Source organism: Pseudoxanthomonas sp. LjRoot127, from assembly GCF_964253495.1.
Taxonomy (GTDB): Bacteria; Pseudomonadota; Gammaproteobacteria; order Xanthomonadales; family Xanthomonadaceae; genus Pseudoxanthomonas_A.
The window spans coordinates 2,955,872-2,977,864 of sequence record NZ_CAXUQR020000001.1 but is presented as its reverse complement, the minus strand read 5'-3'; the positions used below and the strand labels follow the sequence as shown (position 1 = coordinate 2,977,864).

25 protein-coding genes, 1 tRNA gene and 1 other RNA gene are annotated in these 21,993 nt (G+C 63.3%); 10 read left to right on the top strand and 17 right to left on the bottom strand.

The genetic code is table 11. The annotated features are described in order from the left end of the window. The first annotated feature begins 22 nt into the window (after positions 1 to 22). The 4 genes from ACSQ19_RS13975 to ACSQ19_RS13960 all read left to right on the top strand — a co-directional run bounded on the left by ACSQ19_RS13975 (position 23) and on the right by ACSQ19_RS13960 (position 5,009). Complete coding sequence (locus ACSQ19_RS13975; protein ID WP_435997758.1) at positions 23 to 757, top strand: hypothetical protein; 735 nt, start codon at positions 23 to 25, stop codon at positions 755 to 757. Between the two features lie 294 nt (positions 758 to 1,051). After that, positions 1,052 to 2,443 (top strand): site-specific integrase, encoded by a 1,392-nt coding sequence (locus ACSQ19_RS13970; RefSeq protein ID WP_436000984.1) that lies wholly within the window; start codon positions 1,052 to 1,054, stop codon positions 2,441 to 2,443. Between the two features lie 272 nt (positions 2,444 to 2,715). Then, complete coding sequence (locus tag ACSQ19_RS13965; protein ID WP_435997756.1) at positions 2,716 to 3,672, top strand: reverse transcriptase family protein; 957 nt, start codon at positions 2,716 to 2,718, stop codon at positions 3,670 to 3,672. Beyond that, complete coding sequence (locus ACSQ19_RS13960; RefSeq protein WP_435997754.1) at positions 3,669 to 5,009, top strand: AAA family ATPase; 1,341 nt, start codon at positions 3,669 to 3,671, stop codon at positions 5,007 to 5,009. The genes ACSQ19_RS13965 and ACSQ19_RS13960 overlap by 4 nt, the downstream gene beginning before the upstream one ends. Before the next feature lie 7 nt (positions 5,010 to 5,016). Here ACSQ19_RS13960 and ACSQ19_RS13955 read toward each other — a convergent pair whose 3' ends face one another. After that, a complete protein-coding gene (locus ACSQ19_RS13955) occupies positions 5,017 to 5,409 on the bottom strand; it encodes a helix-turn-helix domain-containing protein (RefSeq protein ID WP_435997752.1) in 393 nt (130 codons plus the stop codon). Positions 5,410 to 5,518: 109 nt separating this feature from the next. Here ACSQ19_RS13955 and ACSQ19_RS13950 point away from each other — a divergent pair, with 109 nt between their 5' ends. Both ACSQ19_RS13950 and ACSQ19_RS13945 read left to right on the top strand, forming a co-directional pair. Then, entirely contained in the window at positions 5,519 to 6,274 is a 756-nt protein-coding gene (locus ACSQ19_RS13950) for a hypothetical protein (RefSeq protein ID WP_435997750.1), read from the top strand. Further along, positions 6,271 to 6,630, top strand: coding sequence for a hypothetical protein (locus ACSQ19_RS13945; protein WP_435997748.1), 360 nt, complete (start codon positions 6,271 to 6,273; stop codon positions 6,628 to 6,630). The genes ACSQ19_RS13950 and ACSQ19_RS13945 overlap by 4 nt, the downstream gene beginning before the upstream one ends. Positions 6,631 to 7,032: 402 nt before the next feature. Here the strand turns inward: ACSQ19_RS13945 and ACSQ19_RS13940 are convergent, their stop codons facing one another. Next, positions 7,033 to 7,428 (bottom strand): H-NS histone family protein, encoded by a 396-nt coding sequence (locus ACSQ19_RS13940; RefSeq protein ID WP_435997746.1) that lies wholly within the window; start codon positions 7,426 to 7,428, stop codon positions 7,033 to 7,035. A 609-nt stretch (positions 7,429 to 8,037) separates the two neighbouring features. Between ACSQ19_RS13940 and ACSQ19_RS13935 the strand changes: the two genes are divergently transcribed. Together ACSQ19_RS13935 and ffs are read left to right on the top strand one after the other, a co-directional pair. Next, a complete protein-coding gene (locus tag ACSQ19_RS13935; RefSeq protein ID WP_435997744.1) occupies positions 8,038 to 8,997 on the top strand; it encodes a hypothetical protein in 960 nt (319 codons plus the stop codon). A gap of 433 nt (positions 8,998 to 9,430) precedes the next feature. Continuing rightward, positions 9,431 to 9,527: signal recognition particle sRNA small type (gene ffs / locus ACSQ19_RS13930), an RNA gene on the top strand. An 88-nt stretch (positions 9,528 to 9,615) separates the two neighbouring features. Here ffs and ACSQ19_RS13925 read toward each other — a convergent pair. Genes ACSQ19_RS13925 through ACSQ19_RS13895 form a run of 7 tightly spaced genes read right to left on the bottom strand, consistent with a single transcriptional unit; the run spans position 9,616 to position 14,321 of the window. Next, positions 9,616 to 10,638: a cytochrome D1 domain-containing protein gene (locus tag ACSQ19_RS13925; protein ID WP_435997742.1), complete on the bottom strand. Its 1,023-nt coding sequence runs from the start codon at positions 10,636 to 10,638 to the stop codon at positions 9,616 to 9,618. Next, the gene (locus ACSQ19_RS13920) at positions 10,635 to 11,063 is read right to left on the bottom strand and encodes a molybdenum cofactor biosynthesis protein MoaE (RefSeq protein ID WP_296280096.1); all 429 of its coding nucleotides are present in this window, start codon (positions 11,061 to 11,063) and stop codon (positions 10,635 to 10,637) included. The genes ACSQ19_RS13925 and ACSQ19_RS13920 overlap by 4 nt, the downstream gene beginning before the upstream one ends. Positions 11,064 to 11,066: 3 nt before the next feature. Continuing rightward, entirely contained in the window at positions 11,067 to 11,309 is a 243-nt protein-coding gene (locus tag ACSQ19_RS13915) for a MoaD/ThiS family protein (protein ID WP_435997740.1), read from the bottom strand. Next, positions 11,309 to 11,791 (bottom strand): cyclic pyranopterin monophosphate synthase MoaC, encoded by a 483-nt coding sequence (gene moaC, locus ACSQ19_RS13910; RefSeq protein WP_299341693.1) that lies wholly within the window; start codon positions 11,789 to 11,791, stop codon positions 11,309 to 11,311. The genes ACSQ19_RS13915 and moaC overlap by 1 nt, the downstream gene beginning before the upstream one ends. Before the next feature lie 16 nt (positions 11,792 to 11,807). After that, complete coding sequence (gene moaA, locus ACSQ19_RS13905; RefSeq protein WP_299341690.1) at positions 11,808 to 12,821, bottom strand: GTP 3',8-cyclase MoaA; 1,014 nt, start codon at positions 12,819 to 12,821, stop codon at positions 11,808 to 11,810. Beyond that, a complete protein-coding gene (locus ACSQ19_RS13900; RefSeq protein ID WP_299341687.1) occupies positions 12,818 to 13,570 on the bottom strand; it encodes an MBL fold metallo-hydrolase in 753 nt (250 codons plus the stop codon). Before ACSQ19_RS13900 ends, moaA begins: the two co-directional genes overlap by 4 nt. A gap of 1 nt (position 13,571) precedes the next feature. Further along, a complete protein-coding gene (locus ACSQ19_RS13895; protein ID WP_299341684.1) occupies positions 13,572 to 14,321 on the bottom strand; it encodes a 3-deoxy-D-manno-octulosonic acid kinase in 750 nt (249 codons plus the stop codon). Positions 14,322 to 14,347: 26 nt separating this feature from the next. Here ACSQ19_RS13895 and ACSQ19_RS13890 point away from each other — a divergent pair, with 26 nt between their 5' ends. Next, positions 14,348 to 15,388, top strand: a complete 1,041-nt coding sequence (locus ACSQ19_RS13890) for a glycosyltransferase family 9 protein (protein ID WP_435997736.1) — start codon at positions 14,348 to 14,350, stop codon at positions 15,386 to 15,388. A 6-nt stretch (positions 15,389 to 15,394) separates the two neighbouring features. Here ACSQ19_RS13890 and ACSQ19_RS13885 read toward each other — a convergent pair whose 3' ends face one another. Continuing rightward, a complete protein-coding gene (locus ACSQ19_RS13885; protein ID WP_435997734.1) occupies positions 15,395 to 15,802 on the bottom strand; it encodes a DUF6165 family protein in 408 nt (135 codons plus the stop codon). A 107-nt stretch (positions 15,803 to 15,909) separates the two neighbouring features. After that, positions 15,910 to 16,000 (bottom strand) — tRNA-Ser (locus tag ACSQ19_RS13880). Between the two features lie 216 nt (positions 16,001 to 16,216). Here ACSQ19_RS13880 and ACSQ19_RS13875 point away from each other — a divergent pair. Continuing rightward, positions 16,217 to 16,921: a PP2C family protein-serine/threonine phosphatase gene (locus ACSQ19_RS13875; RefSeq protein ID WP_055942014.1), complete on the top strand. Its 705-nt coding sequence runs from the start codon at positions 16,217 to 16,219 to the stop codon at positions 16,919 to 16,921. A 15-nt stretch (positions 16,922 to 16,936) separates the two neighbouring features. Here ACSQ19_RS13875 and ACSQ19_RS13870 read toward each other — a convergent pair whose 3' ends face one another. The 6 genes from ACSQ19_RS13870 to ACSQ19_RS13845 all read right to left on the bottom strand — a co-directional run bounded on the left by ACSQ19_RS13870 (position 16,937) and on the right by ACSQ19_RS13845 (position 21,961). After that, the gene (locus ACSQ19_RS13870) at positions 16,937 to 17,650 is read right to left on the bottom strand and encodes a hypothetical protein (protein WP_435997731.1); all 714 of its coding nucleotides are present in this window, start codon (positions 17,648 to 17,650) and stop codon (positions 16,937 to 16,939) included. Further along, positions 17,647 to 19,428, bottom strand: coding sequence for a hypothetical protein (locus tag ACSQ19_RS13865; protein WP_435997729.1), 1,782 nt, complete (start codon positions 19,426 to 19,428; stop codon positions 17,647 to 17,649). Before ACSQ19_RS13865 ends, ACSQ19_RS13870 begins: the two co-directional genes overlap by 4 nt. A gap of 122 nt (positions 19,429 to 19,550) precedes the next feature. After that, entirely contained in the window at positions 19,551 to 20,279 is a 729-nt protein-coding gene (gene dnaQ / locus ACSQ19_RS13860) for a DNA polymerase III subunit epsilon (RefSeq protein WP_296280077.1), read from the bottom strand. Further along, a complete protein-coding gene (locus ACSQ19_RS13855) occupies positions 20,279 to 20,836 on the bottom strand; it encodes a GNAT family N-acetyltransferase (protein ID WP_435997727.1) in 558 nt (185 codons plus the stop codon). The genes dnaQ and ACSQ19_RS13855 overlap by 1 nt, the downstream gene beginning before the upstream one ends. Then, the gene (gene rnhA / locus ACSQ19_RS13850; protein ID WP_296280074.1) at positions 20,833 to 21,282 is read right to left on the bottom strand and encodes a ribonuclease HI; all 450 of its coding nucleotides are present in this window, start codon (positions 21,280 to 21,282) and stop codon (positions 20,833 to 20,835) included. Before rnhA ends, ACSQ19_RS13855 begins: the two co-directional genes overlap by 4 nt. A gap of 19 nt (positions 21,283 to 21,301) precedes the next feature. Continuing rightward, positions 21,302 to 21,961, bottom strand: a complete 660-nt coding sequence (locus ACSQ19_RS13845; RefSeq protein WP_435997724.1) for a class I SAM-dependent methyltransferase — start codon at positions 21,959 to 21,961, stop codon at positions 21,302 to 21,304. Between the last annotated feature and the right edge of the window lie 32 nt (positions 21,962 to 21,993).

Below are 21,993 nucleotides of genomic sequence, written 5' to 3'. Positions count from 1 at the left end.
CATCTGATGAGGAATTGGAAATATGGCGAACCAGACGCTCCCCCTCTTTGAGTTTCTTGACACGGCTAAAGACTGCGCAGAGGCGGCAAGGGCCGCGAACATCGAAGCGCTTAGCCGGTGCGCGGATCTAGATGCCTTTATTGCCCGCTCTACTTCGGCACGGCTCAACATTCCAGTTACAGCGATTCTTAGATTGAGCGCCCGGGCAATGTTTTGCTCCTCAATCAACACCGCACTGATTGGATACCGAGCAGGATTGTTCCCAACGCTTCGTGCCAGCTTAGAAGCGGCCTGCTACGCGCAAGAGATCGAGAGCAAACCTCACTTGGCTGATATCTGGCTACACCGCCAGGAAAGCCCTGAAGCGCACAAGAAGTGCCGGAGATCGTTCGGTGAGGCAGTCAAAAACACGTGCAAGCGTCTTGGCAAGCGCATGCCCGCCAATGCGGGACTTATAAGCCAGATGTATGACTCGATGATTGATGACGGCGCGCACCCCAACGTGAGATCCATCCTCCCTTCCATTCGGATGAGCGAAACGGACACCCATCATGAAGTAGCCATCGGCTTCGTGGTGCCTGGTGACGTCGAGGCATCCCTCTTCTGTTGCTACGAGATTGGCCTGTTTACCTCATGGCTGTTAGGCGACCTTGAGAAAACTGATGAGGATTTCTGGGAGGAGGCGGCCAGACTTAACAACATCAAGAACTTGTGGGAGCAGGAGCTCATCGGGAGGAAGCAGTTGCGACCGCTATAAGCCAACATTTATCTTCCGTACAGATCTTTCCTAACTTAGTCGTGCAACTCGTTAGCTTGTTGCAGTTAAACAGTACAGAAATGACTCCACGGATCAGTGCGTGACTGGTGACTTAACGTGTTGAATCGTAAAAGAAGTAGCCCTGACTAAAGCCCGGAATTTTTCGCCGCATCAATCGCATAAGTTTCGGCAAATTGGCAACGCCTAAGGCCATCCACAAAGTCACGGTTTTTTATTGACGAATTCGGCTGGCGTTTTATGACTACTTCCATTGGAACAATGGAAGCAGCAGCGATGACACACCCGACCTCGAAGGCCCTCGAGCACTACCTCACCCAGGCAGGCGACACACTGCGGATGCTCAACGTCCGCATCGGAAGCTTTCGTGTGGAGGAACTGGTCATCACGGGCCGAGAAGCTGCTATCCACGCCCAAGAGATCCTCAACGCTGCCCACGAGAGAACCCGGCGCTCGCGAGTGACCAAGAACGGCACGCGCTATCCCGAACCCCTGCCCGTCGGCACCCCCGCACGTCTGCTCTCCGTTGAGATTGCCGACTACCTTCAAGACCGCGATAACCGCGGCTTGGCACGAGACACGGTGGACGCCACGGCCCGCACGCTGGCGCTCCTCCAGATGGCCTGCGGGGATGTGCCTGTTTCCCGCATCGACCACGCTCACATCTATCGTCTCTGGGACCTGATGCGGTGGTCTCCGCCCCTTCTGCTGTCCGATCCGCTGTATCGCAACTTCACTTTCGAGCAAGCCGTGGCTCGAGGGAAAGAACTGTGCGTGGAGCCGCCCGCCCCTGCCACGTTCGAGAAGCACCGGCGCTTCTTGTCCACCTTCTTCAAGAGACTGGCCAAGACAAAAGCCATCCCGGCGTCGCCCATGGATGCATTTGATGAGGTCAAGAAGGACCTGGTGACTGATCCCAACAAGCCGGAGCGCTTGTTCGACGAAGCCGACCTCCAACGCATCTTCGCACCCGAAACTTACATCCCATGGGCGATGAAATATCCACACCGTTGGTGGCTGCCAATGATTGGACTCCACACCGGCGTCCGAATCAACGAGGCCGCGCAACTGAAGCTGACGGACGTTATCCAGGAAAGTGGCGTCTGGTGCATCCGCATCCAGAAGACCGTTGATCCGGACTTGGCCCACAGGAACCGGGGACGGAGCCGGCAAAGCGTGAAGGGAAAGGCTGCCATCCGGACCCTTCCTGTCCCGCAACCCCTTCTGGACGCCGGCTTTCTAGATTTCTTGGCAGACATACGCCAGTGCGGCCATCCACGCCTCTTCCCACATCTCTCCGCCGGCACCAACAAGAAGACGGGCGAAACCAACGCCCGATACAGTCAGGCTGCGCTGAACCAATTCAGCGCTTACATGAAAGAATTAGGATTTCCGAAGGGTGTTGGCTTCCATGCTTTCCGCCACACCATTGCCACTGAGTTGCACCATCAGGGCGTGTCCGACGAAGACATCGCTCTGGTCACAGGCCATTCGCTCAGCAAAAGGGTGCCCGTCTTACACGAGGCCTACTTCCACAAGAAGCCTGCATTGGCGAGGACAAAGCAGATCAAAGTCTTGGCTGCTTACCGTCCACCCGTAGAACTGCCCGTCTATCGGCGGGGACAGTTTTCCAAGGAACTGAGTGACCCCACGAAGTTCTACCCATGAGGCTGCTTGACCCGCTGACTTGATTGGTGGACTTGTCGCGGCTCCTAGGGCTTGGCGGCTTCGGGCAGCTTGCATAGCAAGGCAGGGCGCGCTAGGGTAGGTCACACACCAGCGACCAGGAGTAGCTCCGGTCTAATGCCTGGTCCCTACGGCGTTTTATCAATTTACGTATGCCCGGTCGAAGGCCGATGCCCGACCGGGCATTTCGTATGCGCAGTTCTCCTCGGCAATCGGCTACGCTTCGCATCATTCTAGCGAGCAAAAGACGATCCATGACCCCGCAGCCGTTGCACAAGCTGTTCGATGCCATGTATCACGGGAAATACCGCTTTGAGGAATTCTTGGCGCTCTCTCCCGAAGACAACTACAGCCCGGTTCATTGGAAGAACCGCACCATCTATAAGCCATCCAGAGCGCTGAAAGACTTTCACGTCTTCCTAAATGGCTTCGTCCTAGATCACCTTCCTGTCAACACGTCGGCCTCCTTTGCATATCGCAAAGGCACCACACTCCTGCAAGCTGTCGAGCCGCATGCGAGAAGTCGGGCATTCTTCCAGACCGATCTGGAGCGCTTTTTCGACAGCATCACGACTCCGCTGATTCGGAAGGCGCTGGCGGAAAACGAGACTCCCGTAGCCGACCTTGATGACCACCTGGAACACATCCTCAAGCTTCTTACCATCGATGGAAAATTACCCATCGGCTACTCCACATCCCCGATCCTCAGCAATGCTTGCCTACTCTCCTTTGACCAGCGGGTGGCAAAGATTAGCGCTGAACGCGGCTGGGTCTACACCCGCTACGCCGACGACATCATGCTCTCCACCCAGGATCGCGCCGAATTGTTGGACGCACGATCCGTCATTGAAGACTGCCTCACGACTGAACTGGGCGACGGCTTCAACCTCAACCCGGCAAAGAGCAAGCTGACCACAACCGGTCGGAAGATCAAGCTTCTGGGGCTAGTGATCCTCCCCACCGGAAAGATAGCCATTGACCGCGATATCAGAAACCGCATCGAGTCCTGGATCTACTTCTATCTTCGGGATCGGTCGCGATTGTCGAAGATATTTGAGGAAACGTATGACGAGGGAATGGAAGAAGGATTAGAGCGCCTCGGTGGCCTCGTCAGCTATGCCTATGCTTCCGACCGCGCCTATCTTGAGAAGCTTAGACGCAAGTTCGGAACCACTGTCATTGACAGTTTTCTGCGCAGGTCTGCCCAATGAGTTGCCTGCAAATAACGCTTGAAGCCATCCAGCACATCGCCCATCTCCACCTTGACGTAGATCTATCCAAGAGCGGACTGATGTGTTTAGTCGGCCGAAATGGTGCGGGAAAGACGACCCTGGTGAGAGCCCTTCGGAACCTCTCCAGCTCAGACACGTTCATACGAACGGCAACGCCTTATGCTTTTTCGGAGACCAGCCGGATCGTCTATGACCTGGATGGCACTCACGCGACCTTTGTCTATGACAAAGGAATTCGATCACTCAACTGCCACGAAACAATCCCGAAAGAACTGCGCGAACTGATCGCGGCAGAACTCCCTATGCCATACGGGAGCCGATTCAACTTCTTCAAGAGCGCTAGCGATGCCGACCCGGACATTCGGACAGCCATTGCTCTAATGACCTACCAACGTCCTGACGAGCTAATTGCCTTTCTTAACTCGGTCTACGAGACAGATCGCTACTCGGCAATGGCCGAAGTCCGGGTTAGAGGAAAGAGCTACTACGCTCTTGTCCGGGAAGATGGAACTTACATCCGTGAGGATTATCTCAGCTCCGGAGAGCACTTCCTCATCAACCTCTACCGGACAATCAAGGGACCTTCGAAGCTCTTGGTGATCGACGAGATCGACCTTTCTTTGGACGCGGCAGCTCAGGCGAATCTGCCCGCTTGGCTGCGCGAATTTTGCTATGGATACGAGTGCAAGATCCTGTTCACCACTCACTCTCTCGCATTGATGCGGCAACTTGAGACCGATGAAATCTTCTATATGGAATGCGACGCCGGCCATGTCTCCATCAAGCCTACGTCCTACAGCTATGCGATGGCGAGACTCTTCGGGTTCGCTGGATTTGACAGATACATTGCAACGGAAGACAAGAAGCTAATCTCGCTGACCCACCACTTGGTCAAGAGGTATTGCTCAACAACGCTACTAACTTACAAGGTCATTTATGTTGGAGGAGCGTCTCAGGTCGCGAGCCTCATCGAAAGCAATGAGTCGGACCAATTCTTGGCAGCGCCAGAGAAGGTGATTGCGATCCTTGATGGCGATCAATCCAAGGAGAAGTATGCTCAGCACCCGAGCATCCATATGCTCCCACTGAGCAGCGTGGAGAAAGCACTTTGGGCGGCGAGACAGCAAGATCCCGAGTTCCCCTTTACGACTACGCGGGATAACTTTACTAGCGAGAAAGATTTCGAGAACTACCTCAAAGACAAGAAGATCGCCACGCAAGAGCAGATCTTCGACTATCTAATCAGCAGGCACGAGGCCGGCTTCCAAAAAATTGCGGAAGTTCTAACTGGGCTTTTGCCTCCCCCTCACGGTTGAGGGCGACTTAGCGCCCCCGCGCAGGCGTGTTGCTGGAGCTGGGCCCTGATTGCGCCCCGCGTGGATGCAAACCTTCCTGGACGAAGGCGCGCATCTTACGCACCAACTCCTCTTGCTCTGTTTCGGCCAGTTGGGACATCACTAAGATCGCTTCCGCCATTGGCTCACTGGCAGCATGGAAATAGGCGACAGGAAGCTCCAAGGCTGCGGCCAGCTTCTCCATGCTTTCATTGTCCGGCATACGGTCCCCTCGCTCATAGCGCGAAATCCTTGGGGCTGCCGTGTTCTCTTCCTCCAGCCCGAGAACAGCGCCCAAGGCGGCCTGGTTCATCCCCCGCGCAAGCCTGGCCTCGCGAAGGCGACGGCCGAAGGTTGAAGCTGGGGGCAGCGGTGCAGGCATGAAGACCAACGGATGATGAACTGACCCATCAGTCTGCCGCTTCCCATCCTGCCCTGCATTTGCCATATTTGCAAACGTCGTCAGGCCGACGATTTTCAGGGGCTTTCTTATGAAACACGCAGGACAAGGAGCATTCGCTGCGCTCCTGGCATTGGCGTTCACTTCCTTTACTCCCGTCCTCGCCCAGGACCAGTCCGCACAGAAGCCAGGCTTCTTCCGCCAACTTGGGGACAGCCTGAAAGACGCTGGGGAGAGGATGGTCGGGGCCAAGCCCCGCTCCGGCACCCGTAACGCTACCGGACCGCTTTACACCCCCATCAGTGGGGCCGGCCGTATCAATGGGCTCTACAAGAACGAGGACCATCAGGCCGCCCAAATGGGCCGCCTGGACTGGCCCCGGGTCGCGCTGACTTATAAAGAATGGGGCGCGTCCCTGCCCTGCTGGAAGGTCGAGGCCCGGATCTGGACCAGCGCCAACGCGTCGACCTCGGAGACCTTCCAGGCTTGCGCGGACGCCGCTCTGACGATCAAGGACGACCTCGGCGAGGAGGCCGAGCTCAACGACAACGCCCAGACCAAGGCGACGACTGATCTCATGGTGGGCCTGCGGGTGCGTCCCGGGAAACCGAACACGGGCGATCAGCGGACCTCGGGACCCAATCCTCCTAGGGAACCTTTCAACGTCACTACGTCCCGCGATGGGATTGCCGAGCAGGCCAGGAAAGTCGCGCTGAGCGTTGCCTGGGTATCCGGCTATCTGCGCGCGGAAGACCTCTATCCCGGTCCTTCGGGAATCCTCACGCCTTTTCGGGACACCCGAATGTGGATCGGTGGGTTCGATCCGGCCGGCAACCGTGACAAATGATCCTGCCCGTCCAACTCAACCAGGAAGAGACCATGACCATCTTTCGCAACATCGCCCTCGCCCTCTCTGCTGCCCTGGCGTTGACCGCCTGTAGCGGCCATCAACCCTCGGAAGCCGACGCCCAGAAAGCCATCACTGCGAAGTTCGAAGGTGCCATGGGCAGCGCCGTCCGGGTCCAGGAATACCGTGACTTCGCCTTGAGCGGCTGCCACCAATCAGAGACAGCGGACGGAGTGGTGTGTGACGTTGGCGGTGCCATCGTTTTGGACATCGCTGGGACGCCACAGGTTCGGCCGTTCACCGAGCCGGTCCGGTTCTCAAGGGCGTCGGGCACCTGGACGGCGAACAGGCCCTGATCCGCCCATGACCTACTACCCTGCCACACCCACCGCTTCGGTGATGACCCCGCAAGCCCGGTTCACGCTGTGCCTCTGCGTCGCTGTCCTGCTGACGGGACCGTTTGGCCTCGTCATCGGTCCCGTGCTCTCACGCCTCCTTCGGAGGCGCGCGGAGCGCCTCCATCCCTTAGCTGCGGCTCAAGCCCAACAACGTAGCGCCGGCCACTTCAACGTCGGCCAGATCTGGGCCATCACTGCGTGCGGCCTTATGGGGCTGATCGGAGCGCTTGTCATGCTACCTACGATCTTTTTCGTGCTCCTTGGAATTTTCGGCTCAGCATCCTGAGACGAACACGGTCCCCGGTCGTGAAATGAGAAGAGGCCCCAGATGGGGCCTCTTGCTCAACATGGTTGCTGTGCTTATCCCGGAAACTTCGGGAACTTCTCCCCAGGGTGCCGCGCCTTCCATTCTTTGTAGGCAGCGGTTCCCTCCCAGGCAGTGAAAGACCGCGGTGGCCGACCACGCCCGCTCCACGTCTCCTGGGTATGTGGCAGCCAATACTTCGGCGCCACCTCCTTGGTTCCCGCCTGCTTTTTTACCTTCGCAGGGCTACCCACACCCACGGCTGTCACGATCTCCGCTTTCTGTTTGGCGCTGAAGTGCTGACTGTATTGGCCTAGCAAGTTCATGACCTCGGCGAAGGCAGCGGCCGCTTGCTGTTGGCGGAGCTGGCTCTCTTGTTCTTCGAGCTTCCGGAGTTCTTCCTCCAGCCGGGCCTTGGCGGTGGCGATGGAGTCTAGGGTGGGCTTGCTCATCAATACTTTCCTTTCTATCTGACTCTCGTTGATTGCAATGAGAATGGCGAATGCCTTGAATGTTAGCGAATACCGCTTGACTATTTGAGATTACGTCTTAGCTTCCGTGAAATCCCCACCCCACCCCACCCGTGAAGAGCGCCGAACTTACTTCTCACTTGTCGAAGCTTGGAATAGCGATCAAGAGACGTGGAGGCCCTGATCCCGGCTGGACATCATCACATATCGACTGTCCTGGGAAGGTCATCTCCTTCAGCTCAAAGAGGGAGCTTCTAATATATTGGAAGAACAAGTCATTTGAGAGGGCAGCCGCTCGCAAAAGAGTAATCACATTGGTTGGACTTATGGACCAGCTAAGTGAAAGCGAAATTCGGGCTGTAGCAAAGTGGCTGTTCGGTGGCGCGAAGAATTACCCTCGCGGACTTTCAAGACTGCACTGTCTGGCCCCCGACGCAGAGCCAATAAAAGACTGGATGTCTGCCGTAGAGAAGCTCTCTGAAAGACATGGCCCAATTTCTAACGACTGGACCAAGTCAATCTACCGCGATGAAATCCTTAGAGACCGACGCGTCAGAGAGCTACTATTGAAGGCCCTCCGAGCCAGCGAGCATGGCAATGTCGTCACCCGCTCCATTGATCGTCGATCACCTCGGTGAATTTGGTATCAAGGATTATTCAAACTTCTTAGGGGCCGCGTTTCAACTGGCGGTCGCCGAGCTATCCGCCTCAAACTTGCACAGTTCTTTAGACGAGGAATCCATAACTGCCTCGCTCTTGGGAGCATTTGCAGTTGCGACACCAATATGCGCTTCTGCGTTCTCCGTTCCCTATGTAGTATCGTCTTCATGGGTGAGGTATAGCAAAAACTTAACTAATGGAATGGCGGAGAAAGACACCGGCGCTGACTTTGCTTTGCTGATCAGACTTGACACAAAAAGATCGCGGCTAGCTATCTTTCAAGCTAAGAAGAGCGAATCCATGGTCGGAAGCTTTGACGTATCGTCAGACTCTCCGGAAACAACAAGCCGCCCCAGAGTCGAGAAGCAGTTCACACGACTGAAAGATTTCAGCATCTCAATACTTGAAGAGAGGAATCGCAGAAGGAAACTCTCGGGTCCCGTAGCATCTCAACCATTGGGTATCGAATCGCTTCAATGGTCTCATTACCTCATATACGGGCACGGTAGCTTCCATTGCTGCCCACTCTCATCTCTAACCGATGTGGACGAGGCAATAAGCTCAAGTTCACCACTTTCAACCGTAAGACTAGCCCATCGAGAGCATTTCGGCTTTGCGGAAATGCTGAATCGAGGTGCGGATACCGCTAGCCCCTCCGCCCCTGGCTGGCTGACCTTGAATAATCTGACGACAACTAAGCGCGTCGTAGTAGAGGCTAGTAGGCACTTTACTGTCTATGAAGCCAGTGCTTGCCCCGAACTTGCCCTGAAGGAAGTCCTATCCAATGAGCGCGATCCGCTTCCGAGAGGTCTGCTGGTTAAGCGGGCACGCCAAGGTTTGAAACAGAAGACACCGCACAAGCCAGGGGCGCGTCAAGGACCTCGCGCGTAGCAATTCTCAGAAGCGGCTGCCAGCTGTCTGGGGTAGGGAGGCCTCCTCTCGAACAACTGCTGATCTTGGCTGGACTAGCGGTTTGATCGAACGAACCGCTACAATGGCCGGACACAAAACAGGACACATTCCTGGTTTGCGTCCTGTAGGAGAATCAAGGACTTAGGGTCGGGTTGACTCGATCCCCCTCTCTCCGCCAGGTTCAAAGACGTAGTGATGGCTCCACGTCCGTGATGTTTCGCCGGGACTTGGAGAGGGGGTGAGAACTCCCGGGTTCGACAAACCGCGTAGCGGTTTGCACGGCGAAGCCGCCCGCAGGGCGAAGGCGCGCAGCGCCGAGTGAATCCCCCTCTCTCCGCCAGTTTCATCGCAACCCGCTTCGGCGGGTTGACGACGGACCGCGCCCAGGCGCGGTTTCGTGTCTATGGTGGCCCCGTCGGCCCCTCGCGACGCTAGGTCGAAAATCCCGCCAGGGCCGGAAGGCAGCAACGGTATCGATCGATGCGGGCGCCGAGGTCAGCCGGCGGGGCTACCGCCTTTCGAGGCATCGTCTCGTCACTGTCTCCTGCCGTCGCGACGGCATCATCGCCATCGCGGCGGACGCCTCTTGAGCGTCGTTCATTCGGCCACGATCCCCAGCGCGTCCGGTTCGCGTCCGGTGACCCAGTAATCGATCACCTGCCAGCGTTCGGTGTCGATCACGGCGATCCTGTCGCCTCCACTGATGGCCACGTACGCGCGCGGCCGATCGGCTGCCAACGCTACGCCGATCGGCAATGCAGCGTTGCCAAGCATCGTGGGCTGGTAGGTCATGTCTTCGCGCGACAGCGAGACGGTAGCCACTGGCACCTTGGTGCGGGCATTGAAGACGGAGAGCGTCGCGGCGCGCGCATTGGTCACGAACGCCCGCGAGCCGTCCGCGGAAAACACCACCCGGATCGGAAACCCCTTGCTGCTCATGCGACGCTTGACCGCCAGCGTGCGCGGGTCGTGCACGGTGACGGTGCCGTCCTCGCGATTGGTCACCCACACCTCCTGGCCATCCGGTCGCACCGCCACGCCTTCCGCACCCTTGCCGGCGGCGCGCTCCATCGTCTTCATGCCGGACTGCAGATCGATGCGGCTCAGCGTACCGGACTGGATCTTGGTCAGGTACGCGACCTTTCCGTCGGTCGACACGGCGACCATGTGGCCCGTGCCCCCACCGACATCGATCACGCGCTCGATGCTGCCCGAGGCCAGCTCCACGACCAGCAGGCTGGCCGAGGCTTCCGTCGTCACCAGTACGCGACGGCCATCGGGCAGGAAGCGCAAACCGTGCGGCGCACCGTGCTGGCCCAGGTCGATGGTCCGTGTCGGCGTGCCGCCCACCAAGTCCAGGACCGAAAGCGAGCTGCCGGATTTCGCATCGCCGTAGTTCGTCACCACGGCGATGCGCCCGTCGGGCGCTACCGCGATCTCGTGCGGTGCTTCGCCGGTGCGGAACTCGCCGATCCTGCGGCCGTCGCGCAACGACAGGCGCCAGACCGTATCCGCCGACTTGTTGCCCACCAGCAGCTCTGCCGCACGCGTTGCCGCCGGCGCACCGAGCAGCCCGACCGCCAAAGCCAGCACGAGGGGACGCACTGTCCTCGGCGTCATGCACCCTCCGCCATCGGGTGCAGCCAGTCGGCATCGCCTTCGCGGTAATGCTCGCGCTTCCAGATCGGCACGCGACGCTTCACCTCATCGATGATGTAGCGGCAGGCATCGAACGCCGCACCGCGGTGCGCGGCGCTTACGCCCACCCACACCGCCAGGTCGCCGATGGCCAGCGTTCCCACGCGATGCACGCAGCACGCAGCGATGATGTCGAAGCGCGCCTTCGCTTCCGCAAGGATGCGTTCGCCTTCGCGCTCGGCGAGCGCTGCATACGCTTCGTAATCCAAGCCACCCACGGAGCGACCCGCGTGATGGTCGCGTACCCAGCCTTCGAAGCTGGCGTAGCCGCCCGCGCGCGGATCGAGCACGCGTGCGCGCCATGCGTCCAGGTCGGGCGGCGTCTCCGAGAGGGCGAAGTCTGCCATGGCTCAACCCCCGCTGACGGGCGGAATAAAGGCGATCTCGCTGCCCGCAGACGGCGCGTCTCCCCAGCGCGCGAACTCGCCGTTCACCGCGACGCGCAGGTGCTCGCGCGGCCAGGTGAATCCATGCCGCGCCTGTACGTCGTCGTAGACCCTCGCCAGGTCCGGGGCCTGGGTGGAGAGGGTTTCGCTGGCGATGCCGGCACGCTCGCGCAGGCTGGCGAAATAGAGCAGCGTCACCGTGGGCATCAGAGCTGCCCCACGTCGCGCTTGCCGCCGCGCTTGCCGACGAGTTTCGCCGGTCCGAGCACGATCGCGTGCGACAGCGCCTTGCACATGTCGTAGACCGTGAGGGCGGCCACCGTGGCTCCGGTGAGCGCCTCCATTTCCACCCCCGTGCGATGCACGGTGCGTACCTGGCAATCGATGCGCAGTGTGGCTTCGCCATCCCAGTCCACCGCCACGCGGCATCCGTCGATCGGTAGCGGATGGCAGAAAGGGATCAGTTCATGCGTGCGCTTGACCGCCATCGTCCCGGCGATGACCGCCGTATCGACGATGCCGCCCTTCGCACTGCGCAAGCCGTTGCGCTTCAGCTGCCGCGCGATCTCCGCCGGAAACCGCACGCGGCAGGTGGCGAGCGCTTCGCGCGCCGTCGCCGCCTTGCCGGAAACGTCGACCATGGCCGGGCGACCGTCGGCGTCGAGATGGGTCAGGGCGTTACGTGGCATGAGGATCCTGCGTGGTTCAACCACCGATAAGATACATCTCGACGCGTCGCCGATCCCGCACTTCGGGACGGCCACGCAACTCGCTGTAGCGGTCGCCGCGCGCCGACCACAGGCCTGCCACGTGCGTCGCCAGCGCATCTTCGCCTTGCGCAAGGACCGCACGCAGGTCGGCGCCCTCCGACGCAAACAGGCAGGTGAAAAGGCGCCCGTCGGCCGACACGCGCGCACGGTGGCAGTCGCCGCAGAACGGCGTACTGACCGAGCTGACGAAACCGACTTCGCCACCGCCGTCGTCGAACCCGTACCGCTCCGCCACCTCGCCCCGATAGTCCGCCTGCAGCGGATGCAGCGGCCAGCGCTCGGCGATGCGGTCGCGCAACGCGGCCGACGGCACCATCCGGTCGAGCCGCCAGTCGTTGCTGTCGCCCACATCCATGAATTCGATGAACCGCACGACATGGCCCGTGCCGCGGAAATGCTCAACCAACGGCACCACCTGGTCCTCATTGAGCCCGCGCTGCACGACGGCATTGATCTTGAGCCGCGAGAATCCGGCTCTCACGGCGGCGTCGATACCCGCAAGCACGTCGCCCACCTGCCCCCGCCGCCCCGACATCTCGGCGAAGAGATCGGCATCCAGCGCGTCCAGGCTGACGGTGATGCGCCGCAAGCCGGCGTCGTGCAGCGCCTGCGCCTGGTGCGCAAGCAACATGCCGTTCGTCGTGAGGGCGATGTCCTCCAATCCCGGAATGGCCGAAAGGCGGTGGACGAGATCGGGCAGGCGCTTGCGCAGCAGCGGCTCGCCCCCGGTCAATCGCAGCTTGCGCATGCCCAGCCGCACGAAGGCGCGGACCAGCGTGTCGATCTCGTCGAAAGACAGGCGTTGCGAGGCATCGGTCCCATAGTCCTCGGGCACGCGATCGGCCGGCATGCAGTAGCCGCAGCGGAAATTGCAGGCATCGATGACGGAAAGCCGCAGGTCATGCAGGGGACGGCCCAGCAGATCGCGCGGGAGCGGGATGGCGTTCAAGGCAGCACGGTCGGCAGCGGGTCCGCCAGCGCGAATCCCTCGCCCGCCACGGCGACACGGTGGCCGCGTGCGCGAAGGGCGTGCGCGTCCGCTTCGCTCGCATAGTGGTACAGCACGCAGCGGGCCAGGAGCGCGGGCGGATACTCGCGTTCCAGATCGTCGATGCCGCTGTGCGACGGGTTGCCGTGCAATGCGCAATCATGGGCGATCAGTTCGCCCGCGTTCGCATGGCGCGCCAGCATTTCGGGGATGGGCCGCGTATCGCCGGTCCACACCACGCTGCCCCGCAGGCGCAGGCCGAACGCCGTTTCCGGCCAATGGTGGCGCACCGGGAACACGTCCAGTCGCAAGCCGTCATGCCAGAACGCGTCACCGACCGGGATCAGCTGGAACGCGTCCCAGAAGTTCGCGCCGCCCTCTGCCAGGACGTTGGGATAGCTGGCGATGCGCTGGTGGAGCAGCGGCACCAGGGGCGCCGGCACGTACAGGCGGACCTTCCCGCGCCGTGCAGCGTCGAAATAGCTGGCGACGAACAACCTTTCCATGCCCGCGACGTGGTCGAGGTGCACATGGGTGATGAAGAGCGCCTCGGGCATGCCTCCATGGCGCGACTGGTATGCGGTCAACCCTTCGCCGCCGCAGTCGATCGTCAGCCATGGCCGGCCGTCGCGCTCCAGCGTTGCCATCGCCGAGCCGAGCTCGACGGCACCGGCGTTACCCACACCCAGGAACCGCAGCATCCACGCCACGTCAGTACCCCCGCGACCAGGCATGGTCGTAGGCACGGCGGAGGTGCGCGAAGTCGACGCCTACTTCATCCTCGCTGCGCGCACCGCGCAACTTGAGCAGGGAACGCTTGAGCCGTGCGAGGTTCTGTTCGCGCCACGCGGTGGCGGGAATGCGCAGCCGGCCCCGGTCGAAATCGATCAGCCAGCCATGACCGCCCGCATCGAACAGGATGTTCTGCGCATTGAGGTCGGCATGGTCCAGGCCCGCACGATGGAAGCGCGCCACCAGGCGGCCCGTGCTCTCCCATGGCGCATGGCCCTCGGCCTGGTCGGCGATGTCGGCCAGCGTGCGCACCTCCATCAGGCGCTCCAGCAGGATCGACGCACGGTAGAACATCCCGTCGCGCACGTAGCTGGCCGCCACCGGCCTTGGCACCGGCAGGCCGCGCGCCAGCAGGGCACGCGTCAGCCGGAACTCGGCGAAACTGCGGGTCTTGTCCGGCCCATGCCAGAGATAGCGGTCCCGGCTGAAACGCGCCGCCAGGCCGCCCCGGCGATAATGACGCAGCACGCACTGGCTGGACGGGGCATCGATGAACCAGGCGCTGCCGCGCCCTCCACTGTCCACCGGGCGGGCGCGTTCGCCCCACTTCTCGGGCTGGAACCAGTCGGGATCCGCTTGCCGCAGGTGTTTGCGGTCGAACAGAATCGCGCCATATCCGCTGCCTTCGCGGAACGGCGTCAGGGATTCCGAGGCGTCAAATCCGACCATCCAGCGAGTCTAACAATAGTTATCCCATGATTCCCTCATCGCTCTGCCTGCTCCGACTCTCCGCACTCGGCGACGTGACCCACGTCGTGCCCCTCGTGCGCACGCTGCAGCGGCAGTGGCCGCAACTGCCGCTGCACTGGGTGATCGACAAGGGCGGATTCAAGCTGCTCGAAGGGCTGAAAGGCGTGACCTTCCACACCTACGACAAGAAGACAGGACTGGCCGGCATGCGCGCCTTGCGCCGGGAACTGCCGGGGGAACGCTTCGACGCGCTGCTGCAGATGCAGGTGGCGTTGCGCGCGAACCTGCTGTCGGCCTTCATCCGGGCCCGGCGAAGGATCGGCTACGACCGCCGTCGTTCCAAGGACCTGCATGGCCTGGTGATCAACGAACGCATTCCCGACAGGCCCGGTATCCACGTGCTCGATGCGATCGGCAGTTTCTGCGAACCGCTGGGCCTGCACCAGACCGAGGTGCGCTGGGACCTGCCGGTACCGTCCGACGCGCACGCATGGGCGCGTGCGCAGTGGCCCGAGGACGGCCGGCGGACGCTGGTGATCTCGCCGTGTTCCAGCCACGAACGTCGCAACTGGTATGCGGACCGCTACGCCGCTGTCGCCGACCACGCTGCCTCGCAGGGATGGCGCGTGGTGGTGTGCGGGGGGCGCAGCGAATTGGAACGGCGGACAGCGGACGGCATCATCGCCGCCATGCGGTCACCTGCGCTGGACCTGGTCGGCAAGGACACCCTGAAGCAGTTGCCGGCCCTGCTGGCGCGTGCGGACCTGGTGATGACGCCCGACTCCGGCCCCATGCACATCGCCAACGCCGTGGGCGCCGCCGTGCTGGGCCTGCACGCGGCCAGCAATCCCCGCCGCAGCGGCCCCTATTCCACGGTGCGCTATTGCGTGGACCGCTACGATGACGCGGCGCGCCGCTACAAGGGCAGGCCAGCCGCCGAACTCGCGTGGGGCACGAAGATCGAGCACGACGGCGTCATGGCCCTGATCACCGTGGACGATGGCATCGCCGCCTTCGAGCGACGCCGGCACGATCTCGCAGGCTGATCGCCGTCAGGGCGCGCCCGCGGTCCGGTAGTCCTGGTAGGACTTTTCTTCCACGTAGCTCGAGCCCAGGGCCAGGTTGATCGCCTTCTTGATGCGGGCGCGCTCGTCGTTGTCGAAATAGACGCTGCGGGCGAGGCGGACGAAGTCGTCGTCGAAGGCCTGCGCCTTTTCCTTCAGCCGTACCTCGTCCTCGACCACCCAGAGGCGCTCGTTCACGGCTTTCAGCTGGGCGCGCAGTTCGACGATGTCGTGGCCGGCCACGGGATGGGCCATCCAGGTCTTCTCCAGCGCCGCCAGTTCGTCGCGCACGTGCGCCAGTTTGGCCGGGTCGCTCATGCGTTCCGACTTGATCTGCAGGATGGCGATCTTGTCCAACAGCTCACCGAAGGACACGGGGACGAGGATCTCGGACATGGAGGGCTCCGGCGCAAAAGGCCATTCTACGCCCGTCCCCAACGGCGATCCGCGCCCATCACGGTGACGGAAACGCAAAAGCCCCCTTGCGGGGGCTTTCTTGAAACTGGCGGAGAGGGAGGGATTCGAACCCTCGATACGCTATTAACGTATGCCTGATTTCGAGTCAGGTACATTCAACCACTCTGCCACCTCTCCGGTGGCCCGGGCTGTCCCGGGGGCGTGAATCATACGTGGCGCGCCGCATCGGGACAAGCCGACCGATCCCGAAGACGGCGGGGCGCATCACCCGACCTGCACCTCGGTGAACCCCGGTTGGGTTTGGAAAGCCCCGAATCTTGTCCGATGTCCTGTCCGCACGGATCATTGCGTATGAGCGGATAGGAAAACGCCGTCCGCACAGACCAGGGCACCATGATCGAATTCGGCCACATCTCCCACGTCGGCCTCCGTCGCGAGCTGAACGAAGACACCTACTACGGCGACAGCGAGCTGGGCCTGTGGCTGGTGGCCGATGGCATGGGCGGCCACGCCTGCGGCGAAGTGGCCAGCGCCCTGGCGCGGGAGACCATCGTGCGCGAGATCCGCGACGGCACGCCGCTGGCGCAGGCGATCCGGATCGCCGACGAGGAGATCATCCGTACCTCCCGCCGCCGCAACGACACCTTGCCGATGGGCACCACCGTGGTGGCGGCCCGCATCCAGGGCAACCGCTTCGAAGTGGCCTGGGTCGGCGACAGCCGGGCCTACCTGTGGCGCGAGGGGCAGCTGGCCCAGCTGAGCCAGGACCACAGTTACGTGCAGGAACTGATCGCCCAGGGTGCCCTGACCAGCGAACAGGCGCGCACCCACCCGCATCGCAACGTCGTCACCCAGGCGCTGGGGGTCACCGACCCCAACCACCTCAACGTCGAAACCATGACCGGCGAACTTCGCCCGGGCATGCAACTGTTGTTGTGCAGCGATGGGCTGACCGAAGAGGTCGACGATCCCAGCATCGCCGCCACCCTCAAGCACGACGACTGCAGCGCCCAGGAATGCGTCGACACGCTGATCGCCGCGGCGCTGGACGGCGGCGGCTCGGACAACGTGACCGCGATCCTGGTCCGCTGCCACTGAGCCCGGGCGGGCGGGTCAGCGGGCCGCGACGCCTTCGCCCCCGATCCAGAGCACGTACTCGAAGCTCTGCACCATGCGCCCATAGCCACTGCCATCGGCGTCGTAGTTGGCGCCGACGCTCACGGTATGCCGCCCCGGCGACAGCGGCGGCAGCAACAGCCAATACCCGTCGCTCGCCGCCACCTGCGCCAGGTGGCCCGGGGGAGGTGGAACATCGGGATACAGCGGAAAGCAGCCGTTGCTGCGTACGCGATAGCGCGCGACGTCCGCGACCCGTACGCCGTCCAGCAGGACCACCGCACTCGACAGCCGGTCGTTGTTGACCGCAGCCCAGGCCTGCAACTGGCGGCAGCTGGGGACACGATCGCCACGCAACGCGTCGCCCGGCGTGTAGTGGATCATGTTGATCACCGGCATGAGCAGGTGCTTGCCAACGGGAACCGTGCATTCGCGGCGCGCATTGAATCCGCCGGTTGTCCCCGCGAGAAACCAGACCGGTCCATCCTGTGCCACGGCGCAGGCACGGCCATCCCGGTCGCGATACGGCAGGCCATCCAGCGCTTCCGCCCACTGCCACCACGCCGCCGTCCATTCCGGATATCCCTTGCCGTCGACCTTGGCATCGAGCGGCAATGGCACGACGGGCGCGGCGCGGTCCTCGGCGCGGGTGCCTGCGATGGCCAACAACAGCACCCATGGCACGACAAGACCCGGGAACACCGGCCTCATCGCTGCGCCCTCGCCTGACGGATGCGTTCGATCGTCGCGGCATGGTGCGGCCAGCGCTCGACGTCGTGGTATTTGACGAACTGGTCGATCGCCTCCACCTGGGCCGGATCGTCCTGTACGCCACGGAGCCAGGCCAACATGCGCCAGCCTTCGCCATTGCGCGGAAACTCCCTGACCAGTGCACCGGCGCATGCCTCGCCGGCCGCCAGTTCACCGCTCATTGCGTAGGTCTGGCAGTACAACTCGTACGCTTGCTCCCGCATGTCCGCGTCTTCCATGGTCTTCAACAACGGGCCGCGGGCCGCATGCTCGCCGAGCGCGCGCCGGGTGGCACGGGCCAGCAGGTACTGGCGTCGTGCGCTGGCGGGCGCCGCCTCGACCGCACGGCGCGCATCGCGCAATGCCCACTCGCCATCGTCCAGTTCCATCAGGATCTCCGCACGCAACGCGAGGTGGCCGTCGTCCCGCGGCTGGAAGCGCAGCGACTGCGACACCCAGCTCAGCGCGCGCCAGCGATCGCCTTGCGCATACATGCCGCGTCCCGCACGCGCCATGTAGCCGGCATTGGGGGCCTGCAGCGACGCGGCAACCGTGCCCGGCATGATCTCGGGCCAGGCGTCGGCGAGATCCGCCTCATAGCCGATCGGTATGGCCGTCAGCGTCAGCAGCGCAGGGTTCTGCGCGACACGCGCGGCGATCAGCCCCGCAGCCGCGCGCATCGCCTCCTCCGAACCGCCCCAGCGCGGTTCGGCCTGCGTGATGACCTCTTCCAGAACGAAGTAGGACTGCGGATCGATCCTGAGGCACTCTGCTGTCGCCCAGCGCTGCAACTCGTTGGAACTCATCCGGCCGATCGCCGCCAGTTGTTCGCACGCCGGAGACAGCCGCTTCTCCTCCTGGAACGCCTCGGCCAGCAGCGGCACCGCGCGCTGGAACAACGCGCCCATCCGCTCCAGCTGCTGGCCCGGTGTTTCCGACGCCCACTTAGTGCCGCGTGCCCGCCAACCCTGGCGCGCGTAAACATCCCCCAGCGCCATTTTCGCGAAGGCGCTGTCCGGCGACTGTTCCAGCCAGCGTCGGGCAACACGCTCGGCCTCGGGATCGGCATCGAAGATCGAGTAAGCGATGAAGATCTGATCGCGCTGGGTCGCGTCCGCGTAGTGCGCCCGCAGCAACGCATCGAAACGACGGTCCAGGGCGCGGGCTCCCTGCGGTTGATCGAGTTGCTGGTCGATCTCGTCCAGCGACAGGATAGGCGCCCGCAGCAGCAGGCAACGCGACGCCCCCGCATTCGCCGGCCAGGCATTGCCGGGCAAGTCCGGGTAGGCGAGGCAACGCGCTTCAGGGTCGAGCGCCTGCGCCTCGACCGCGCGCACCCGGGCCAGATGGTCCTGGAATGCGGCAGGTGGCGCGGGAGGCGCCTTCGCCACGTCGGACTCCGGCCGTACGAACCGCACCACCGTGGTCCGCTGGAACACGCGTTCGTGGCCGCGATAAGGCAGCGGCGACGCCTGCCGCACAGCGGCCAGCAGCGAGTCGCGTCCCTTCGCATCGAACCGGCACGCCGGCTCCGCAGTGGCGGTGAGGACCTCGCCGCCGGGGAGCAGCGTGAGCCGGACGGGACACATCTGCCCGGCGCGTACGCTCGCCGGTACGTCCCAGCGCGCCACGATCGCTTCCTGCAACGCGGCCGTGTAGGCCACGGGCGCATCCATGGGGAAGGGCGCAGGCGTCGCCCCGCCCTCGGCCATCGCCGCCACGATCCCGAACATCGCCACCACAAAGGCGCCAGAGCGCCTGCGTACTCCCTGCCTGCCCGCCATGCACGTCCCCTGTCGATGTCCCCGCAGGCACGCTACCGCAAGGCCGGCGCAGGGTGAAGGGGTGCGGCGGCCGCGACTCAGGCAGTGGCGTCCAGCACCGGAGGATCCCACAGGCAACGGCCGCCGGCCTTCTTCCTCAACGTCGCCAGCCGGGCATCGTGTGCGGCGAGCTCCTCGGCCGAGACCGCTACCCGCGGGCGGGCGCCCGCGATCGCGGGGTCGAACTGGACCACCGCCGCGGTCGCGGCCGACGCCGTCTCTTCCGCGCCGCCGAAGCCGATCTCGCGCTGGCCGGCCGTCAGGTTGAGGTAGACATCGCACAGCAGCTGGGCATCGAGCAGGGCGCCGTGCAATTGCCGGTGCGTGTTGTCCACGCCGAGCCGCTTGCAGAGCGCATCCAGCGAATTGCGCTGGCCGGGGAAGCGTTGGCGCGCCAGCAGCAGCGAGTCTTCGACGGTGACGCGGTCGGACAGGCGCCCGTACTGTTCGCCGAGCCGGGAAAGTTCGTAGTCCAGGAAGCCGACGTCGAAGGCTGCGTTGTGGATCACAAGCTCGGCCCCGTCGATGAAGGCCAGGAACTCGTCGGCGATCGCCGCAAACACCGGTTTGTCGGACAGGAATTCGAGGCTCAGGCCGGTGACTTCGGCCGCGCCCTGCTCGAACTCGCGCTGCGGATTGATGTACTGGTGGTAGGTGCGTCCGGTCGGACGGCGTTCCAGCAGCTCGACGCAGCCGATCTCGACGACGCGGTTGCCTTTCTTCCACTCCAGGCCCGTGGTTTCGGTGTCGAGGATGATCTGGCGCATCAGGCGGCTTCCTTGGAGAGGGACAGGTGGAACAGGTCCACCGGATGTTCGATCGGGGGCAGCACGATCATTCTGTCGAATGCGAATCCCAGTTTCTGCAACAGGCCGATCGAGGCCACGTTGTCGGGATTGACGATGGCATGCAGGCGGACGAGGCCGAGGCGGCGGGCGGCGTCGGCGATGACGGCGTTCGCGGCCTCCCGCGCGAACCCCTGGCCTGCGTGCGCGGGCAGCAGTGCGTAACCGAGATCGGGGCCTTCCAGCCCGTCGCGTAGGACCAAGCCACAGTTGCCGATCAGTGCGCCGGTGTCCTTGCGGCGGACCGCATACATGCCGAAGCCGTTTTCCGAATAACTGCGCAGTGCGCCGGTACGCAGATACGCGCGCGCCTGGTCCAGGGTCCTTACGCCGCGATCGGCGATGTGGCGTATGAAGGCGGCGTCGTTGAGCAACGCGAGCATGAGCGCCGCGTCGTCATCGTCCGCGTCCGACATCGCATGCAGGCGCAGGCGCGCCGTCTCCACGACGACCTGCCCGGGATGCAACGTCGGGCTCACGCCACGGCTCCCCGGCGGAAACGCTCGGCGGCGGTGCGGGCCAGCGCATCGACACGTTCGTTGTCGGGGTCGCCGTTGTGGCCCTTGACCCATTTCCAGTCGATCCGGTGGCGGGCCGTGGCGGCATGCAGGCGTTCCCACAGGTCGCGGTTCTTCACCGGATCGCCGCCGGCGGTCTTCCACCCGCGCCGCACCCAGCCCGGCATCCATTCGGTGATGCCTTGCCGGACGTACTGCGAATCGATGTGCAGCGTGACCTGGCAACCCTCCGTCAGCACCTCCAGCGCCGCGATGGCGGCCATCAGTTCCATGCGGTTGTTGGTGGTCTGGGCCTCGCCCCCCACGACCTCTCGCTCCTTCTCGCCGTAGCGCAGGAGCGCCGCCCAGCCACCGGGACCGGGATTGCCCAGGCAGGAGCCATCGGTATGGATGCTGACGTGTTTCATGGGTTCTCGGGGTAAGGGGTCAGGCGGCGGGCGCGGCACGCCACGCGCGTGCTACGGGCGCAGGGGGAATAAGGCCGGCCACGCGCTTTTCAGCCTGCAGCAGGCGCGCGGCACGGAACGGCGCAGGTCCGTGTCCGGGGGCATCGGCTAGGCCTTTCCAGACTGGACCGTAGTGCAGCACATGCTCCGACACGACCAGGCCGGCCGCCGCCAGTTGCAGGCGCCACTGGCCCAGCGCGCGCGGCACCAGGCCGGCGCCGCGCCAGCGCAATCGGTAGGGGCTCCAGGGGTTCAGCACGAAGAGCCAGAGGCGACCGCCCGGCTCGAGGATCCGGGAACACTCCTGCAGGAGCGGCTGCGGGTCGCCCGCATCCAGCACGTGTTGCAGCACGATCACCCCCATCGCTTCGGTCGGCAGCGGCAGCGGCAGGCCGCACTGGACCTGCCCCGCCAGCCGATGGCAGCCCGCACGGGCCCGCAGGCGGAGCCCGCGGGTAGCCGGCGCGGCGACCGGCGACGGGTCGCTCCCGTCTGGAGCTATCCAGAGCCAGGGCTGCGGCGTCCGGCTGGTGAGCGCCTGGGTCACTCGCGCATGTTCCGACGCCAGCAACGGTCCACCGTGGCCGGTCCCGAACCACGCCAGGGGATCGGGTTGACGGGTAAACGCGAACGCAGGCATGTTCGGATTGTAGAGGACGCCGCCCCTGGGCG

Coding starts and splice junctions, on each gene's coding strand:
- ACSQ19_RS13975 (WP_435997758.1), top strand. CDS start 23: ATGGCGAACCAGACGCTCCCCCTCTTTGAGTTTCTTGACACGGCTAAA.
- ACSQ19_RS13970 (WP_436000984.1), top strand. CDS start 1,052: ATGACACACCCGACCTCGAAGGCCCTCGAGCACTACCTCACCCAGGCA.
- ACSQ19_RS13965 (WP_435997756.1), top strand. CDS start 2,716: ATGACCCCGCAGCCGTTGCACAAGCTGTTCGATGCCATGTATCACGGG.
- ACSQ19_RS13960 (WP_435997754.1), top strand. CDS start 3,669: ATGAGTTGCCTGCAAATAACGCTTGAAGCCATCCAGCACATCGCCCAT.
- ACSQ19_RS13955 (WP_435997752.1), bottom strand. CDS start 5,409: ATGCCTGCACCGCTGCCCCCAGCTTCAACCTTCGGCCGTCGCCTTCGC.
- ACSQ19_RS13950 (WP_435997750.1), top strand. CDS start 5,519: ATGAAACACGCAGGACAAGGAGCATTCGCTGCGCTCCTGGCATTGGCG.
- ACSQ19_RS13945 (WP_435997748.1), top strand. CDS start 6,271: ATGATCCTGCCCGTCCAACTCAACCAGGAAGAGACCATGACCATCTTT.
- ACSQ19_RS13940 (WP_435997746.1), bottom strand. CDS start 7,428: ATGAGCAAGCCCACCCTAGACTCCATCGCCACCGCCAAGGCCCGGCTG.
- ACSQ19_RS13935 (WP_435997744.1), top strand. CDS start 8,038: ATGGCAATGTCGTCACCCGCTCCATTGATCGTCGATCACCTCGGTGAA.
- ACSQ19_RS13925 (WP_435997742.1), bottom strand. CDS start 10,638: ATGACGCCGAGGACAGTGCGTCCCCTCGTGCTGGCTTTGGCGGTCGGG.
- ACSQ19_RS13920 (WP_296280096.1), bottom strand. CDS start 11,063: ATGGCAGACTTCGCCCTCTCGGAGACGCCGCCCGACCTGGACGCATGG.
- ACSQ19_RS13915 (WP_435997740.1), bottom strand. CDS start 11,309: ATGCCCACGGTGACGCTGCTCTATTTCGCCAGCCTGCGCGAGCGTGCC.
- moaC (WP_299341693.1), bottom strand. CDS start 11,791: ATGCCACGTAACGCCCTGACCCATCTCGACGCCGACGGTCGCCCGGCC.
- ACSQ19_RS13895 (WP_299341684.1), bottom strand. CDS start 14,321: ATGGTCGGATTTGACGCCTCGGAATCCCTGACGCCGTTCCGCGAAGGC.
- ACSQ19_RS13890 (WP_435997736.1), top strand. CDS start 14,348: ATGATTCCCTCATCGCTCTGCCTGCTCCGACTCTCCGCACTCGGCGAC.
- ACSQ19_RS13885 (WP_435997734.1), bottom strand. CDS start 15,802: ATGTCCGAGATCCTCGTCCCCGTGTCCTTCGGTGAGCTGTTGGACAAG.
- ACSQ19_RS13875 (WP_055942014.1), top strand. CDS start 16,217: ATGATCGAATTCGGCCACATCTCCCACGTCGGCCTCCGTCGCGAGCTG.
- ACSQ19_RS13870 (WP_435997731.1), bottom strand. CDS start 17,650: ATGAGGCCGGTGTTCCCGGGTCTTGTCGTGCCATGGGTGCTGTTGTTG.
- dnaQ (WP_296280077.1), bottom strand. CDS start 20,279: ATGCGCCAGATCATCCTCGACACCGAAACCACGGGCCTGGAGTGGAAG.
- rnhA (WP_296280074.1), bottom strand. CDS start 21,282: ATGAAACACGTCAGCATCCATACCGATGGCTCCTGCCTGGGCAATCCC.
- ACSQ19_RS13845 (WP_435997724.1), bottom strand. CDS start 21,961: ATGCCTGCGTTCGCGTTTACCCGTCAACCCGATCCCCTGGCGTGGTTC.